The sequence below is a fragment of the Haloarcula marina genome, assembly GCF_024218775.1.
Lineage (GTDB): Archaea > Halobacteriota > Halobacteria > Halobacteriales > Haloarculaceae > Haloarcula > Haloarcula marina.
Map to the genome: position 1 here is coordinate 2,513,153 of NZ_CP100404.1, position 12,455 is coordinate 2,525,607.

The 12,455-nt window shown below is 66.6% G+C and carries 19 protein-coding genes and 1 tRNA gene; 14 read left to right on the plus strand and 6 right to left on the minus strand.

Going from position 1 to position 12,455, the window contains the following annotated elements; translation table 11 throughout:
• The first annotated feature begins 28 nt into the window (after positions 1 to 28).
• Both NJQ44_RS13175 and NJQ44_RS13180 read left to right on the plus strand, forming a co-directional pair.
• Complete coding sequence (locus tag NJQ44_RS13175; protein WP_254271811.1) at positions 29 to 1,654, plus strand: GTPBP1 family GTP-binding protein; 1,626 nt, start codon at positions 29 to 31, stop codon at positions 1,652 to 1,654.
• A gap of 45 nt (positions 1,655 to 1,699) precedes the next feature.
• Positions 1,700 to 2,314 (plus strand): NAD(P)-dependent oxidoreductase, encoded by a 615-nt coding sequence (locus tag NJQ44_RS13180; RefSeq protein WP_254271812.1) that lies wholly within the window; start codon positions 1,700 to 1,702, stop codon positions 2,312 to 2,314.
• On the opposite strand, the gene NJQ44_RS13185 is transcribed toward NJQ44_RS13180, so the two are convergent.
• The 6 genes from NJQ44_RS13185 to NJQ44_RS13210 all read right to left on the minus strand — a co-directional run bounded on the left by NJQ44_RS13185 (position 2,308) and on the right by NJQ44_RS13210 (position 5,563).
• Positions 2,308 to 2,952: a class I SAM-dependent methyltransferase gene (locus NJQ44_RS13185; RefSeq protein ID WP_254271813.1), complete on the minus strand. Its 645-nt coding sequence runs from the start codon at positions 2,950 to 2,952 to the stop codon at positions 2,308 to 2,310. The genes NJQ44_RS13180 and NJQ44_RS13185 overlap by 7 nt on opposite strands.
• Positions 2,953 to 3,027: 75 nt before the next feature.
• Entirely contained in the window at positions 3,028 to 3,504 is a 477-nt protein-coding gene (locus tag NJQ44_RS13190; RefSeq protein WP_254271814.1) for a double winged helix-containing putative transcriptional regulator, read from the minus strand.
• Positions 3,504 to 4,436, minus strand: a complete 933-nt coding sequence (gene mch / locus NJQ44_RS13195; RefSeq protein ID WP_254271815.1) for a methenyltetrahydromethanopterin cyclohydrolase — start codon at positions 4,434 to 4,436, stop codon at positions 3,504 to 3,506. Before mch ends, NJQ44_RS13190 begins: the two co-directional genes overlap by 1 nt.
• Positions 4,437 to 4,460: 24 nt before the next feature.
• Positions 4,461 to 4,793 (minus strand): MTH1187 family thiamine-binding protein, encoded by a 333-nt coding sequence (locus NJQ44_RS13200; RefSeq protein ID WP_254271816.1) that lies wholly within the window; start codon positions 4,791 to 4,793, stop codon positions 4,461 to 4,463.
• A gap of 42 nt (positions 4,794 to 4,835) precedes the next feature.
• Positions 4,836 to 5,207 carry a hypothetical protein gene (locus NJQ44_RS13205; RefSeq protein ID WP_254271817.1) on the minus strand — a complete coding sequence of 124 codons (372 nt, stop codon included), beginning with the start codon at positions 5,205 to 5,207 and terminating at the stop codon, positions 4,836 to 4,838.
• Between the two features lie 285 nt (positions 5,208 to 5,492).
• A tRNA-Gly gene (locus NJQ44_RS13210) sits at positions 5,493 to 5,563 on the minus strand.
• A 289-nt stretch (positions 5,564 to 5,852) separates the two neighbouring features.
• Here NJQ44_RS13210 and NJQ44_RS13215 point away from each other — a divergent pair.
• The 12 genes from NJQ44_RS13215 to NJQ44_RS13270 are packed head-to-tail and all read left to right on the plus strand — an operon-like array spanning position 5,853 to position 12,453.
• Positions 5,853 to 6,698 (plus strand): putative RNA uridine N3 methyltransferase, encoded by an 846-nt coding sequence (locus tag NJQ44_RS13215; protein ID WP_254271818.1) that lies wholly within the window; start codon positions 5,853 to 5,855, stop codon positions 6,696 to 6,698.
• Positions 6,699 to 6,702: 4 nt separating this feature from the next.
• Positions 6,703 to 7,719: a 50S ribosomal protein L3 gene (gene rpl3p, locus NJQ44_RS13220; RefSeq protein ID WP_254271819.1), complete on the plus strand. Its 1,017-nt coding sequence runs from the start codon at positions 6,703 to 6,705 to the stop codon at positions 7,717 to 7,719.
• Positions 7,720 to 7,722: 3 nt separating this feature from the next.
• Complete coding sequence (gene rpl4p / locus NJQ44_RS13225; protein WP_254271820.1) at positions 7,723 to 8,463, plus strand: 50S ribosomal protein L4; 741 nt, start codon at positions 7,723 to 7,725, stop codon at positions 8,461 to 8,463.
• The gene (locus NJQ44_RS13230) at positions 8,460 to 8,717 is read left to right on the plus strand and encodes a 50S ribosomal protein L23 (RefSeq protein ID WP_254271821.1); all 258 of its coding nucleotides are present in this window, start codon (positions 8,460 to 8,462) and stop codon (positions 8,715 to 8,717) included. Before rpl4p ends, NJQ44_RS13230 begins: the two co-directional genes overlap by 4 nt.
• Positions 8,718 to 8,719: 2 nt before the next feature.
• Positions 8,720 to 9,442, plus strand: coding sequence for a 50S ribosomal protein L2 (locus NJQ44_RS13235; RefSeq protein ID WP_254271822.1), 723 nt, complete (start codon positions 8,720 to 8,722; stop codon positions 9,440 to 9,442).
• Complete coding sequence (locus NJQ44_RS13240) at positions 9,439 to 9,861, plus strand: 30S ribosomal protein S19 (RefSeq protein WP_254271823.1); 423 nt, start codon at positions 9,439 to 9,441, stop codon at positions 9,859 to 9,861. Before NJQ44_RS13235 ends, NJQ44_RS13240 begins: the two co-directional genes overlap by 4 nt.
• A gap of 2 nt (positions 9,862 to 9,863) precedes the next feature.
• Positions 9,864 to 10,325, plus strand: coding sequence for a 50S ribosomal protein L22 (locus NJQ44_RS13245; RefSeq protein WP_254271824.1), 462 nt, complete (start codon positions 9,864 to 9,866; stop codon positions 10,323 to 10,325).
• Positions 10,325 to 11,224: a 30S ribosomal protein S3 gene (locus NJQ44_RS13250; protein WP_254271825.1), complete on the plus strand. Its 900-nt coding sequence runs from the start codon at positions 10,325 to 10,327 to the stop codon at positions 11,222 to 11,224. The genes NJQ44_RS13245 and NJQ44_RS13250 overlap by 1 nt, the downstream gene beginning before the upstream one ends.
• On the plus strand, positions 11,221 to 11,439 hold the full coding sequence (gene rpmC / locus NJQ44_RS13255) for a 50S ribosomal protein L29 (RefSeq protein ID WP_254271826.1): 219 nt from the start codon (positions 11,221 to 11,223) through the stop codon (positions 11,437 to 11,439). Before NJQ44_RS13250 ends, rpmC begins: the two co-directional genes overlap by 4 nt.
• Complete coding sequence (locus NJQ44_RS13260; protein ID WP_254271827.1) at positions 11,439 to 11,726, plus strand: ribonuclease P protein component 1; 288 nt, start codon at positions 11,439 to 11,441, stop codon at positions 11,724 to 11,726. Before rpmC ends, NJQ44_RS13260 begins: the two co-directional genes overlap by 1 nt.
• Positions 11,717 to 12,055, plus strand: a complete 339-nt coding sequence (locus NJQ44_RS13265) for a 30S ribosomal protein S17 (protein ID WP_254271828.1) — start codon at positions 11,717 to 11,719, stop codon at positions 12,053 to 12,055. The genes NJQ44_RS13260 and NJQ44_RS13265 overlap by 10 nt, the downstream gene beginning before the upstream one ends.
• The gene (locus NJQ44_RS13270) at positions 12,055 to 12,453 is read left to right on the plus strand and encodes a 50S ribosomal protein L14 (protein ID WP_166971550.1); all 399 of its coding nucleotides are present in this window, start codon (positions 12,055 to 12,057) and stop codon (positions 12,451 to 12,453) included. Before NJQ44_RS13265 ends, NJQ44_RS13270 begins: the two co-directional genes overlap by 1 nt.
• Positions 12,454 to 12,455: the final 2 nt, after the last annotated feature.

A 12,455-nucleotide genomic window follows, 5' to 3' on the forward strand; every position in this document is an offset into this window, starting at 1 on the left:
TTTATTCGCCCCTCTGTTACGACTGGTCATGAGCCCCGACCGGGCTGTCCTCCGGCGCGCGCTGGAGCGCGGCGAACAGGAGGGCGGCAGCGTCGAGTTCAAAGAACGGCTCACCGAGCATCTCCACCTCTCCGAGGGTCGACTGGAGTCGCTGGCCGCACAACTCCGCCACCGCGTCCTCTCGGGCGACGGCGAGGCCACCTACGTCGTCGGCGTCACGGACGACGGCGGATTGGCCGGTATCTCCCCCGAGGAGTTCTCCGAGTCGATGGACGTGTTGAGCCTCTTGGCCGAGGAAGCGAGCGCGCACATCGAGGAGGTGAAGACGTGGGGCGTCGACGGTGTTGCCAACGGCGACGCGGACGCCGACCACGGTATCGTCGGCGTCGCCACAATCCGCGAGGGTGCCGTCCTCGAAGACGACGACCACATCGTCGTCGGGACGGCGGGCCACGTCGACCACGGGAAGTCCACCCTCGTCGGCTCGCTCGTCACCGGTGAGGCCGACGACGGCGAAGGGAGCACCCGCGGGTTCCTCGACGTGCAACCCCACGAAGTCGAGCGCGGCCTCTCGGCGGACCTCTCCTACGGCGTCTACGGGTTCGACGACGACGGCCCGGTCCGGATGGACAATCCCCACCGAAAAAGTGACCGCGCACGCGTTGTGGAAGAATCCGACCGTCTCGTCTCGTTCGTCGACACCGTCGGCCACGAACCGTGGCTCCGAACCACGATTCGGGGACTGGTCGGGCAGAAACTCGACTACGGTCTGCTCACCGTCGCCGCCGACGACGGCGTCACGGCGACGACCCGAGAGCACTTGGGCATCCTGCTGGCGACGGACCTGCCGACAGTCGTCGCCATCACGAAGACCGACCTCGTGACCGACGAGCGAGTGAGCGAGGTCGAACACGAGGTCGAACGGGCGCTCCGTGAGGTGGACAAGACACCGCTCCGCGTGGAACGGCACGGCGTCGAGACGGCCATCGAGGAGATTTCCGAGACGGTCATTCCCGTCATGACGACGAGCGCGGTGACCCGCGATGGACTGGGTGACCTCGACGCGATGTTCGAGGCCCTGCCGAAGACCGCCGGTGAAGTCGGTGATTTCCGGATGTACGTCGACCGGACCTACAACGTCCAAGGCGTCGGCCCGGTCGCTTCGGGGACCATCAAATCCGGCGAGGTCGAGGCCGGTGACGACCTCCTCATCGGGCCGATGCAGGACGGGACCTTCCGGGAGGTGCAGGTCCGCTCCATCGAGATGCACTACCACCGCGTCGACGAAGCCACCGCCGGGCGCATCGTCGGCATCGCCCTCAAGGGCGTCCGCGAGGCCGACATCGACCGCGGAATGGCGCTCTTGCCCGCCGACGCCGACCCGAACCCAGTCAAAACGTTCGAGGCGGAAGTGATGGTGTTGAACCACCCCACCCGAATCGGTGAAGGGTACGAACCCGTCGTCCACCTCGAAACCGTCAGCGAAGCCGCCGCGTTCTACCCCGAGGGCGGGCAACTGCTCCCCGGGGACGCCGGACGGACGACGGTCGAGTTCAAGTTCCGCTCGTACCTCGTCGAGGAGGGACAGAAGTTCGTCTTCCGCGAGGGCCGGTCGAAGGGCGTCGGAACGGTCACAGACGTGACCACCGACTGAGCGGTTAGGTACCACCCATTTATATACAGACCCCCTCAGACACGTATGGATTTACTCGTCTTCGGCGCAAGCGGGCGGGTCGGTAGCCGTCTCTGTACGTACGCCGCTACCGACGGCCACCGCGTCACTGCGTTCGTCCGCGAGGGCAGTTCCGCCCCGGACGACGCCCGCGTCGTCGAGGGCGACGTTACCGACGCACGGACCGTCGCCGAGACGGTAGACGACCAGGACGCCGTCTGTAGCGCCCTCGGCCCCGAGACCGAGGCGGACACCTCGGCATTCACGGCCGGGACCGAGAACATCAGCGACGGGATGGAAGCCGCTGGCGTCGACCGACTCGTCGCCGTCTCGGCCGCGGCTATCCTGCAGGCGACGCCAGGTCGACTCTGCCTCGATATGCCCGAGTTTCCCGACCAGTTGCGGTCCGTCGCGACGGCTCACAAGACGGTGTACGAGCGCCTCCGCGACTCCGCGCTCGACTGGACGCTGGCCTGTCCGGCACAGATGCCCGACGGCGCGCCGACCAACTACTACCGGACCGCCGTCGACTACCTCCCGGAAGGCGGACAGTCTATCTCGTCGGGTGACGTTGCAGCGTTCGTCTACGACACGGCGGTCGGCGACGAGTACCGCCGCCAGCGCGTCGGCCTCGCTTACTGACGGGTGGCCTTCGCCAGATACGCCGGGTGTTGGTAGGGGTACTGGCGGTTCTCGAAGGCGGCGTTACGGACCCAACTGAGGTCCCAACCGTCGGCGAATCGCGCCCCGAACTCCGAGTACGCGACGCCACCCGGTCGACGGCCCCACCGTTCCGGAGCGGCCGCGGCGAGGACGAAGCACCGACCCCCATCTCGCAGGGCGGCGTGGACGGCCTCGACGTATCGGTCCCGTTCCGCGTCGTCGAGGCAGTGAAACAGCGCCGAATCGACCACCGTGTCGAACCGCATCGAGAGGGCGTCGACGGCGAGGGCGTCCCACACCAGAAACTGGGCGCCGCTACCCCGCCATCTCGCCTTCTGTCGTGCCCGCGCGACGGCTTGGGGCGCGAAGTCGACGCCGAGGACGTCGTGGCCCCGGTCGGCGAGATAGAGCGATAGCTCGCCGGTTCCACAGCCGATATCGAGGACGCGGCCGCGAATCTCGCCCGCTTCCGCGAGGGCTACGAACGCGCGCTGGGGTCGTCCGATGTCCCAGGCTGGCGCGCCGGAGTAGGCCGCGTCGAACCCGTAGGCTCGGGCCGAAACCGGCTGAACGCCGGGACGGTACGGCGGGTAGCCGTGCCAGAAGGGGGCGTTCACGGGACCGCCTCGTGAATCAGTCGCATACGGTGACGACGAGCGGCGAACCGAAAAAGCTGCGCCGGTCGGCGGACCTTACGCCGCCTCGTAGCCCCGGTCGGTCTGGCGCGTTAGGCCGAACACGGCGCTCCACTCGAGGAGGTGTTCCGTCCGCCGCCGCCAGTCTGCCTCCCAGTCGGTCCGTCGCTCGCGCTCCCAGCGCGGAACGACCGACCGAACAGCGTCGAACGCCTCGTCGACAGTCTTCGGTTCCACGTCGAGAGCGTCGAGGAGTTCCGCGACGGCGAAGACGTTCGCCCGGAACTGTGCGGCCAGCGCCTCCCGGTCGAAGTCGCCCTGCCGCCGGTAGTACCCGCGCTCGCCCGACGCGACGAGGCCCAGCGCTTCGACGAAGATGAGGGACTCGCGGGCCGTCTCCCTGTCGGGCACGTCCGTCGCGCGTTGGATAGCCCGACAGCAGTCGGCCTCCTCGCCGGGAACCAGCGGCACGGCCTCGCGCACGTCCGCCAGAAAGGCGAGCGACCGGGCGGGCGGCGCGACTTTGTATCGCATCAGAGCCCGAAGCTCTCGGCCACCACGTCCTCGCTCGTCTCGCCGACGACGTGCGTGTCGCCGCCGACGACGTCGACGGTGACCTTCGCCGGGCCGAACAGTTCCACCGGGAGTTCCCCGAAGTCCCAGTCCACGTCCTCGAACACCGAATCGAGCGGTCGGCCGTACTCGTCGGCGGCGACGGACGGCACCTCGTCGAATCGGTCGAACGACTCGTCGACCGTGAGGTGGACCTCCGCGCCGTAGGCCAGCGCGTCCGTCGTGCGGGCCATCGCGGCAGCCTCGTCGCCCGCGACGGGAGCGACCGGTGCGCGCGCGTTCGCTGAGAGCACAGATACCGGGTCGAACCCGAGCTCCGAGAGGCGGAAGACGGCGAGTTCGGCGGCACGTGCGGCCGCAACGACGCTTCCGGTGACGCTCGCCGTCGCGAAGGCGGGGAGAAAGACCCCTGTCTCGGGGACGCCCGTGCGCTCGGCGACCTGACTCGCGACCGCTTCGTCGGGCAGTTGGTCGGTTTCGACCGCGAGGACGGCGAAGTCCTCCTCCTCCCGGTAGCCGATGCGCTGGTACACGTCCTCCTCGGCCACGAGAGCACGGGCCGGGCCACTCCCCAGGCCCTCGAAACTCTCGGTGGCGAGTTCCCACCCGCCCTTCTGCGAGCAGAGCAGGGCCAGCGCGGGGTGGTCCGTCGACAGTTCGACGTGCGTCAACGGCGCGTCGGCGACGCTGTCCATGGTCGTCTGGACCGTCGCCAACCCGGCCGTCTGTATCTCTGCGAGGACGAGTCCGGCCTCGACGGCCCCCGGAACCTCGACGCCGAAGTCGAGGACCGCGGCGTCGCCGTCCAGCGCGTGGACGTCTATCGTCAGTTCGTCGGCGAAGTCGATGGCCTCGTCGACGAGTTCGGTGGCCATCCGATTGAGCGTGTCCATACGCGGCCTTTGGCGGCCCGCCTTTTAATCTCCACCTTCGGCCGAGTCGCTCCGGGCCGCCCGGCCCAACTGGGCCTCGACGGCGTCGACTTTCTCACTCGCGCGCTGGTCGACCCCGCGCTTGTCGTCTATCTTCAGGAACGTCTCCACGCGGTCCGACTGTGCGCCGACGGCCTCGTGGGCGGCGTGGGCCGCCGCGAACAGTTCCGCGCTGTCGTCTGCCTCGATGATGGTTCCCATCGGCGTCGTCTCGTACTCCACGTCGAACTCGTCCAAGGCCGCGACGGCGTCGGCGACGTAGGGGGCCATGCTCTCCTCGACGACCGGTGCGACCGACAGGAAGCCGATACAGGTCATGCGCGTGGCTACCGTCGGCACAGACCTAACGCTGGCGCTCGGTCAGTCGCTTCGGTCTGCCTCCGCGCGCTGTCGTCGCGGCGCGACGGTCGGCCGCCAGTAGCCCCAGAGTTCCGCGAGCAGCGTCGTCAGGACGAGGCCGGACAGACACAGCGCCGCGACGAGGAGCGAATCGCCACCGTCGACGACATCCAGCGTCCGGTGGAACCAGAACACGTCGGCCGCGGCCGAGTCGTGAAAATCGTACAGTGTCTCGCGCGCGAACGGTGCAATCTGGTGCGCGTCGGGGAGCAGGGCCCATCCGCCACCGGCGAGAACGACGGTCCGCGGAAACGGGACCCTCGGACCGAGGAGCGCGACGAGCACCGTCGTCGCCGTCGCGCCGACCGCGAAGTGGGCGATAGCTATCGACACGCCGGAGGGAGCAATCTGACGGTCATAAGTAAACGGTCGAAACCGAGCGTAAGCCGTGCCTACCCGGGACGGCAGAAACGGGTTTGGCGACCCAACCGCGTCGAGTGACACCAAAGCAGTCGCACGGGCGTCGTGGTCGGGAGAAATGCGCGGACTGGGATGTTGAACCACGGGAAGACGGTCCTACTCGCTCACTGCGCGGGCTGCGACTTCCCTGATTCAAACCCAGTGCGATTTCGTCTCGGAACGCGACTGGCTCCGCTCGCCGGTTTGCATCGACAGAAATGCGCTGGCTGGGATTTGAACCCAGGTTGTGACCATGGCAAGGTCACGTGATACCACTACACTACCAGCGCGCACCGCGCCTCTCTGCATCTCAAACTGGTGAGGGTGACAGTAAAAAGCCTTCCGTTTTAGCGGGAAAATCGTGGGACGTGAAGGCAACGCACCCGCCCACGGATTCGTGAGTGAGAATCACACGCCGAGCTTTCGGAAGCGGCAATGCCCGTGTGGGCAGTTCACGCCCTACGAGCGTCGACGGGCCGTGTGAACGCGTCCCAACGCACGCGCGAAGCGGGGTCTTTTTACCGTAGGACTGGGGATGTATCGCTACAGTCTAGTGGCGCGACGTGGAAGCGTCACGGCATGACGACCAGCGTACTCGTGCCGTCTTCCCTCACACGGGAAGCCGAAGACCGCCGTGAGGCGACTCGTAAGCTCGGATACGTGGCCCGCGCGGCCACGGTGTTCCGGGTCGACCGGCTGACAGTGTTCCCCGACCCAGCGGGCGAGGGGAAGTGGGAGGACGGGTTCGTCGAAACCGTCTTACGGTACGCCGCGACGCCCCCGCATCTCCGAAAGGAGATGTGGGGCAAGCGGGACGAACTGGAGTACGTCGGCGTCTTGCCGCCGCTCCGCGTGCGTTCACAGACCGGCTCCGGATCTGAGGGTTCGGGGTCGTTAAGACAGGGAATCGTGACCGAGGTCGGAGCTGATGGGCGCGTCCGGGTCAATTGCGGCATGCAACACCCGATCTCCCTCCCCGTTCCAGACGGTATGGACGTGGGCGAGGGGGAGCGCGTGACCGTCAGGGTCTCTTCGCGACGGCCGGTCCGGGCGAAACTCGTCGACCACCCCACACCGGGGTTCGACGTGGTTTCCGCGGACCTCGATTCGGCACTCTCGCGCGACGACGCCGGGCTCACCATCGCCTCGTCGAGGTACGGTGAGTCGGTGACGACGCGCCGTCTCGGCCATCTGGCCGAGCGTCGGGAGACCGAGGGCGGCATGACAGTCGCCTTCGGCGCTCCGGAGCGTGGGTTACCGTCGATACTCGACGTGGACCCGGGCTCCGTCGGTGGAGACCAGACAGACGACGACCCCACAGGGTTCGACCTCTGGCTGAATACGGTTCCGAACCAGGGCAGCGAGGTCGTGCGAACGGAAGAAGCGCTGTTCGCCTCCCTCGCCTGTCTAACCCTCATGGAGTAAACGTATGCCACAATCAAGCAGACCACGCAAAGGCTCGCTGGGCTACGGCCCGCGCACGCGCTCGACGAGCGAGACGCCGCGGTTCAATAGCTGGCCGTCCGACGACGGTCAGCCCGGCGTCCAAGGGTTCGCCGGCTACAAGGCAGGCATGACACACGTCGTGCTCGTCAACGACGAACCCAACTCCCCGCGCGAGGGGATCGAAGAGACCGTCCCGGTGACGGTCGTCGAGACGCCGCCGATGCGCGCCGTCGCCCTGCGAGCGTACGAAGAGACGCCGTACGGCAAGCGTCCGCTGACGGAAGTTTGGACCGACGAGTTCCACGGGGAACTCGACCGGACCCTGAACCTGCCGGAGGGCCACGACCCGGACGCTGCAGAAGAACAGGTACGCGAGGCGCTCGAAGACGGGAGCCTCGGGGACGTGCGACTTATCACGCACACCGTCCCCGACGCCGTCCCGAGCGTCCCGAAGAAAAAGCCCGACGTGATGGAGACTCGCGTCGGCGGTGGTTCGCTCTCGGACCGCCTCGACCACGCCCTCGAACTCGTCGCCGACGGCGGCGAGCACTCGATGAACGACGTGTTCCGCGCCGGTGAGTACACCGACATCGCGGGCGTCACCAAGGGCAAAGGGACCCAGGGTCCCGTCAAGCGGTGGGGCGTCCAGAAGCGGAAGGGCAAGCACGCCCGACAGGGTTGGCGGCGCCGAATCGGTAACCTCGGCCCGTGGAACCCGTCCCGCGTGCGCTCGACGGTCCCCCAGCAGGGGCAGACCGGCTACCACCAGCGGACCGAACTGAACAAGCGCCTCATCGACATCGGCGAAGGCGACGAACCCACCGTCGACGGCGGGTTCGTCAACTACGGCGAGGTCGACGGCCCCTACACGCTCGTGAAGGGGTCCGTGCCCGGCCCGGACAAGCGCCTCGTGCGCTTCCGCCCGGCGGTCCGACCGAACGACCAACCGCGCCTCGACCCCGAGGTGCGCTACGTCTCCACAGAATCGAACCAAGGATAACCTATGCAGGCAACTATCTACACTCTGGACGGCGAGGCCGACGGGGAGGTCGACCTGCCGGACGTCTTCGAGACGCCCGTGCGAACCGACCTCATCGGAAAGGCCGTTCGCGCCGCCCAGGCAAACCGGAAGCAAGACTACGGCTCCGACGAGTACGCTGGCCTCCGAACGCCGGCCGAATCGTTCGGTAGCGGTCGCGGGCAGGCCCACGTCCCGAAGCAGGACGGCCGCGCCCGACGCGTCCCGCAGGCCGTCAAAGGCCGACGCGCGCACCCGCCGAAAGCCGAGAAGGACCGGTCTATCGACCTGAACGACAAGGAACGACAGCTCGCCATCCGTTCGGCGCTCGCCGCCACGACGGACGCCGAACTCGTCGCCGAGCGCGGCCACGAGTTCGACCGCGAGGACGTTCCCGTCGTCGTCTCCGACGACTTCGAGGACCTCGTCAAAACGCAGGAGGTCGTCGACGTTCTCGAAGCGCTCGACGTCGAAGCTGACATCGAGCGCGCCGACGACACGAAGATCAAGGCCGGACAGGGGAAGGCCCGCGGTCGGAAGTACCGCCGTCCCTCCTCTATCCTGTTCGTGACGAGCGAAGGACCGTCCCGCGCCGCCCGCAACCTCGCGGGCGCCACCGTCGCCACGGCGGCCGAGGTCAACGCAGAGGACCTCGCCCCCGGCGGCCAGCCCGGTCGGCTCACCGTCTTCACCGAGTCCGCACTCGAGGAGGTCGCAGACCGATGAGCTGGGACGTCATCAAGTACCCCCACGTCACCGAGAAGGCCATGAACGACATGGACTTCGACAACAAGCTTCAGTTCGTCGTCGACGACGAGGCTGGGAAGCCCGAGGTCGCAGAGGCCGTCGAGACCCAGTACGACGTTACCGTCGTCGACGTGAACACGCAGAACACGATGGACGGCGTCAAGAAGGCCGTCGTGCGTCTCTCCGAAGACGACGACGCGCAGGAAGTCGCCTCCAGAATCGGGGTGTTCTAACGATGGGACGACGAATTCAGGGACAACGACGCGGTCGCGGGACGTCCACGTTCCGGGCGCCCTCGCACCGCTACAAGGCTGACCTCGAGCACCGGAAAGTCGAAGACGGCGATGTCATCGCAGGCACAGTCGTCGACATCGAACACGACCCCGCCCGCTCGGCGCCCGTCGCGGCCGTCGAGTTCGAGGACGGGGACCGCCGACTCGTCCTCGCGCCGGAAGGTATCGGCGTGGGCGACGAACTGCAGGTCGGCGTCAGCGCCGAAATCGCTCCGGGGAACACGCTCCCGCTCGCGGAGATTCCCGAAGGGGTTCCGGTCTGCAACGTCGAGTCCAGCCCCGGCGACGGCGGGCGCTTCGCCCGCGCGTCGGGTGTCAACGCGACCCTGCTGACCCACGACCGCTCGGTTGCTGTCGTCAAGCTCCCCTCCGGGGAGATGAAGCGGCTCGACCCGCAGTGCCGCGCCACCATCGGCGTCGTCGCCGGTGGCGGTCGGACTGACAAGCCGATGGTCAAAGCCGGGAACAAGTATCACAAGATGAAAGCTCGCGGGACGAAGTGGCCTAACGTCCGTGGTGTCGCAATGAACGCCGTCGACCACCCCTTCGGTGGCGGTGGCCGACAGCACCCGGGCAAGCCGAAGTCCATCTCCCGCAACGCTCCGCCGGGCCGGAAGGTCGGGGACATCGCCTCGAGCCGGACCGGTCGAGGTGGTGACGAATGAGTTCGGAATACCAAATCGGCCACGAAGGAGAGTTCTCCTTCCGCGGCCACACGCTCGACGAGCTGCAGGCGATGGAGCTCGACGAAGTCGCGGAACTGCTCCCCGCACGCCAGCGGCGAAGTATCAAGCGCGGTCTGACCGAGGAAAAGCAGAAACTCCTCGAAAAGGCCCGCGAGGCCGAAGAGGAGGCGACGGCGAACAACCCGATCCGCACGCACCTGCGCGACATGCCGGTGCTGCCGGAGATGGTGAACCTTACCTTCGCCGTCCACAACGGCCAGAGCTTCGAGCGCGTGAAGGTCGAGCCCGAGATGCTCGGGCACTACCTCGGTGAGTTCCAGCTCACCCGCACCTCGGTCGAACACGGTCAGGCCGGTATCGGGGCGACACGCTCCTCGAAGTTCGTACCGCTCAAGTAATCATGGGAATCAGCTACTCAGTCGACGCCGACCCGGAGACCACCGCGAAAGCGATGCTTCGGGAGCGGCAGATGAGCCACAAGCACAGCAAGGCCATCGCCCGAGAGATCAAGGGCAAGACGGCGGGCGACGCCGTCGAGTTCCTCGAAGCGGTCATCGAGGGCGACCAGCCGGTCGCGTTCAAGCAGCACAACTCGGGCGTCGGCCACAAGAGCAAGGTCGACGGCTGGGACGCCGGTCGCTACCCGGAGAAGGCCTCCGAGGCCTTCATCGACCTGCTGGAGAACGCCGTCGGCAACGCCGACCACCAGGGCTTCGACGGTGAAGCCATGGAGATCATGCACGTCGCCGCCCACAAGGTCGGCGAGCAGCAGGGTCGCAAGCCCCGCGCGATGGGGCGTGCCTCGGCGTGGAACAGCACGCTGGTCGACGTCGAACTCGTCCTCGAGGAGGTCAGCGAATAATGGCCGACGAACAGCAGTTCATCGAGGACGGCCTCCAGCGGACCCAAATCGACGAGTTCTTCGCGGAAGAACTCGGCCGTGCGGGCTACGGCGGCATGGACGTCGCCAAGACCCCGATGGGGACCCAAATCGTCCTGAAGGCCGAGAAGCCCGGGATGGTCATCGGCAAGGGCGGGAAGAACATCCGCAAGATCACGACCGAACTCGAAGAGCGGTTCAACCTCGACGACCCGCAAATCGACGTTCAGGAAGTCGAGGAACCGGACCTCAACGCCCGCATCGTCGCGGACCGTCTGGGGAACGCCCTCGAACGCGGCTGGTACTTCCGCAAGGCCGGTCACACGACCATCGACCGCATCATGGAATCTGGCGCGCTCGGTGCCGAAATCGTCCTCTCAGGGAAGGTTACCGGTGCCCGTTCGCGCGTCGAGAAGTTCAACCGCGGTTACATCAAGCACAACGGCGAACCCGCCGAAGAAATCGTCGACAGCGGCGTCGGCGTCGCCGTGATGAAACTCGGCACCATCGGCGTGCAGGTCAAGATAATCCCGCCGGACGCCGAACTCCCCGACGACTTCGAGATTTACGAGGACGTCGAGGTCGAAGACTACGTCGCCGACACCGAGGGCGAGTCCGTCGAGGAACTCCTCGAAGGCGAACCCGAAGGCGACGAGGAAGCCGAGACCGTCGAAGTCGGTCACGACGAACCCGACGAGGTCGAGGTCGACGAGGAAGTCGTCGAAGAAGTCGTCGAGGAAGACGTCGAGGTCCCGACTGACGAAGATGTCGAGGACGTCGATGTCGACGAACTCGAGGAAGCCGTCGAAGAGGACCTCGACGAAGACGTCGAGGCCGAAGCGGAAGAACTGATGGACGAGATGGAGGATGACGAAGAATGACTGTCCTTCACGTCCAGGAAGTTCGCGACATGACGCCCGCCGAGCGAGAGGCGGAACTCGACGAACTCAAGACGGAACTACTCAACGCCCGCGCCGTGCAGGCGGCGGGTGGCGCCCCGGAGAACCCGGGCCGCATCAAGGAACTGAAGAAAGCCATCGCGCGAATCAAGACGATTCAGCGCGAAGCAGGCGACCTCCAGCAGGAGGACGAATAATGCCACTGACACCCGCGACGCTCCCACGTCACGAACTCGTCGGCCTCGACGTCGAGGTCGTCGCCGCGTCCAATCCGGACGCTATCGGTATCAGCGGTCGCGTCGTCACCGAGACGACCCAGACACTGGGTATCGAGGGGGCCGACCGGGTGTGGCACGTGCCGAAGGACAGCGCGACGTTCACCTTCGACCTCGACGACGGACAGCGAGTCCGCGTCGACGGGTCGAAACTCGTCGCCCGTCCCGCTCGCCGCACAGAGAAATCAGGTGATTCCAAATGGCGCTAGGACTGAACGTACAGGAACCGGAGACGACCTGTACCGACCAGCACTGCCCGTTCCACGGAGAGCTCTCCGTGCGCGGTCAGACGCTGGACGGTGAGGTCGCTTCCACCGATATGGAGAAGACCGTCGTCGTCGAGCGCGAGTACGACGTGAAGGTGCCGAAATACGACCGCTTCATGAAGCGGCGGAGCCGCGTTCCGGCTCACGCACCCGACTGTCTCGACCTCGCGGTCGGTGACACGGTCACGATAGCAGAGTGTCGACCGCTCTCGAAAACGAAGAACCACGTCGTCGTCAGCGTTGCCGACGACACCGAGGACGGTGAGAACTAATGGAGGCGCTCAACGCAGACGTCACCCAAGGCCTGGAGAAGGGCTCGCTCATCACGTGTGCCGACAACACCGGCGCACGTGAACTGAAAGTCATCTCCGTTCACGGCTACTCGGGGACGAAGAGCCGCCACCCGAAGGCTGGGCTGGGCGACAAGATCACGGTCTCGGTCACCAAGGGGACGCCGGAGATGCGTCGCCAGGTGCTCGAAGCCGTGGTCGTCCGCCAGCGAAAGCCCATCCGCCGTCCCGACGGCACCCGCGTCAAGTTCGAAGACAACGCGGCCGTCATCGTGGACGAGAACGAGGACCCGCGCGGGACCGAGCTGAAAGGCCCCATCTCGCGGGAAGTCGCGGAACGCTTCGGGAGTGTCGCCTCCGCAGCGACGATGATCGTATAGAA

Excerpts from the sequence above, each read along its gene's own strand:
- NJQ44_RS13200 (WP_254271816.1), bottom strand. The coding sequence starts at position 4,793 with ATGACCTGTATCGGCTTCCTGTCGGTCGCACCGGTCGTCGAGGAGAGC.
- NJQ44_RS13265 (WP_254271828.1), top strand. The coding sequence starts at position 11,717 with ATGGCGCTAGGACTGAACGTACAGGAACCGGAGACGACCTGTACCGAC.
- NJQ44_RS13175 (WP_254271811.1), top strand. The coding sequence starts at position 29 with ATGAGCCCCGACCGGGCTGTCCTCCGGCGCGCGCTGGAGCGCGGCGAA.
- NJQ44_RS13240 (WP_254271823.1), top strand. The coding sequence starts at position 9,439 with ATGAGTTCGGAATACCAAATCGGCCACGAAGGAGAGTTCTCCTTCCGC.
- NJQ44_RS13190 (WP_254271814.1), bottom strand. The coding sequence starts at position 3,504 with ATGCGATACAAAGTCGCGCCGCCCGCCCGGTCGCTCGCCTTTCTGGCG.
- rpl4p (WP_254271820.1), top strand. The coding sequence starts at position 7,723 with ATGCAGGCAACTATCTACACTCTGGACGGCGAGGCCGACGGGGAGGTC.
- NJQ44_RS13215 (WP_254271818.1), top strand. The coding sequence starts at position 5,853 with ATGACGACCAGCGTACTCGTGCCGTCTTCCCTCACACGGGAAGCCGAA.
- rpl3p (WP_254271819.1), top strand. The coding sequence starts at position 6,703 with ATGCCACAATCAAGCAGACCACGCAAAGGCTCGCTGGGCTACGGCCCG.
- NJQ44_RS13180 (WP_254271812.1), top strand. The coding sequence starts at position 1,700 with ATGGATTTACTCGTCTTCGGCGCAAGCGGGCGGGTCGGTAGCCGTCTC.
- rpmC (WP_254271826.1), top strand. The coding sequence starts at position 11,221 with ATGACTGTCCTTCACGTCCAGGAAGTTCGCGACATGACGCCCGCCGAG.
- NJQ44_RS13260 (WP_254271827.1), top strand. The coding sequence starts at position 11,439 with ATGCCACTGACACCCGCGACGCTCCCACGTCACGAACTCGTCGGCCTC.
- NJQ44_RS13270 (WP_166971550.1), top strand. The coding sequence starts at position 12,055 with ATGGAGGCGCTCAACGCAGACGTCACCCAAGGCCTGGAGAAGGGCTCG.
- mch (WP_254271815.1), bottom strand. The coding sequence starts at position 4,436 with ATGGACACGCTCAATCGGATGGCCACCGAACTCGTCGACGAGGCCATC.
- NJQ44_RS13230 (WP_254271821.1), top strand. The coding sequence starts at position 8,460 with ATGAGCTGGGACGTCATCAAGTACCCCCACGTCACCGAGAAGGCCATG.
- NJQ44_RS13235 (WP_254271822.1), top strand. The coding sequence starts at position 8,720 with ATGGGACGACGAATTCAGGGACAACGACGCGGTCGCGGGACGTCCACG.
- NJQ44_RS13250 (WP_254271825.1), top strand. The coding sequence starts at position 10,325 with ATGGCCGACGAACAGCAGTTCATCGAGGACGGCCTCCAGCGGACCCAA.
- NJQ44_RS13245 (WP_254271824.1), top strand. The coding sequence starts at position 9,864 with ATGGGAATCAGCTACTCAGTCGACGCCGACCCGGAGACCACCGCGAAA.